Raw genomic sequence first — 255 nt, 5'->3', positions numbered from 1 at the left:
CCATGACCGGTTTCCTTGTGCTCAACGACCACTTTCTCTTTGCGGGCGTCGAAGACCGTCTGGAACTGAGACTGGACGGCTTTGCGTAGCGTGGGCTGATTGTGTTTAACCTGCACCACGACATGGGTTTTTTTGTCCTGGATTTTTTCCAGGGTCTCCCGCTGACAGTGCAGCGCATCCAGGGTCACCACGGCGCCGTTGAGGTTGAGCATATCCAGCATGTCCCGGACCGTCGCGATTTCTCCCTTCTTGGAC

1 protein-coding gene is annotated in these 255 nt (G+C 56.1%); it reads right to left on the bottom strand.

All coding sequences use genetic code 11. The annotated features are described in order from the left end of the window. Nucleotides 1–255: ISAs1 family transposase (locus tag C7I36_RS17035; protein WP_146137366.1), on the bottom strand; the 255-nt coding region annotated here is incomplete at both ends.

This window comes from Zobellella taiwanensis, assembly GCF_003012795.1.
Classification (GTDB): Bacteria; Pseudomonadota; Gammaproteobacteria; order Enterobacterales; family Aeromonadaceae; genus Oceanimonas; species Oceanimonas taiwanensis.
Note: the sequence above shows the minus strand (reverse complement) of the source record. Positions and strands in the feature narration are given on the sequence as shown.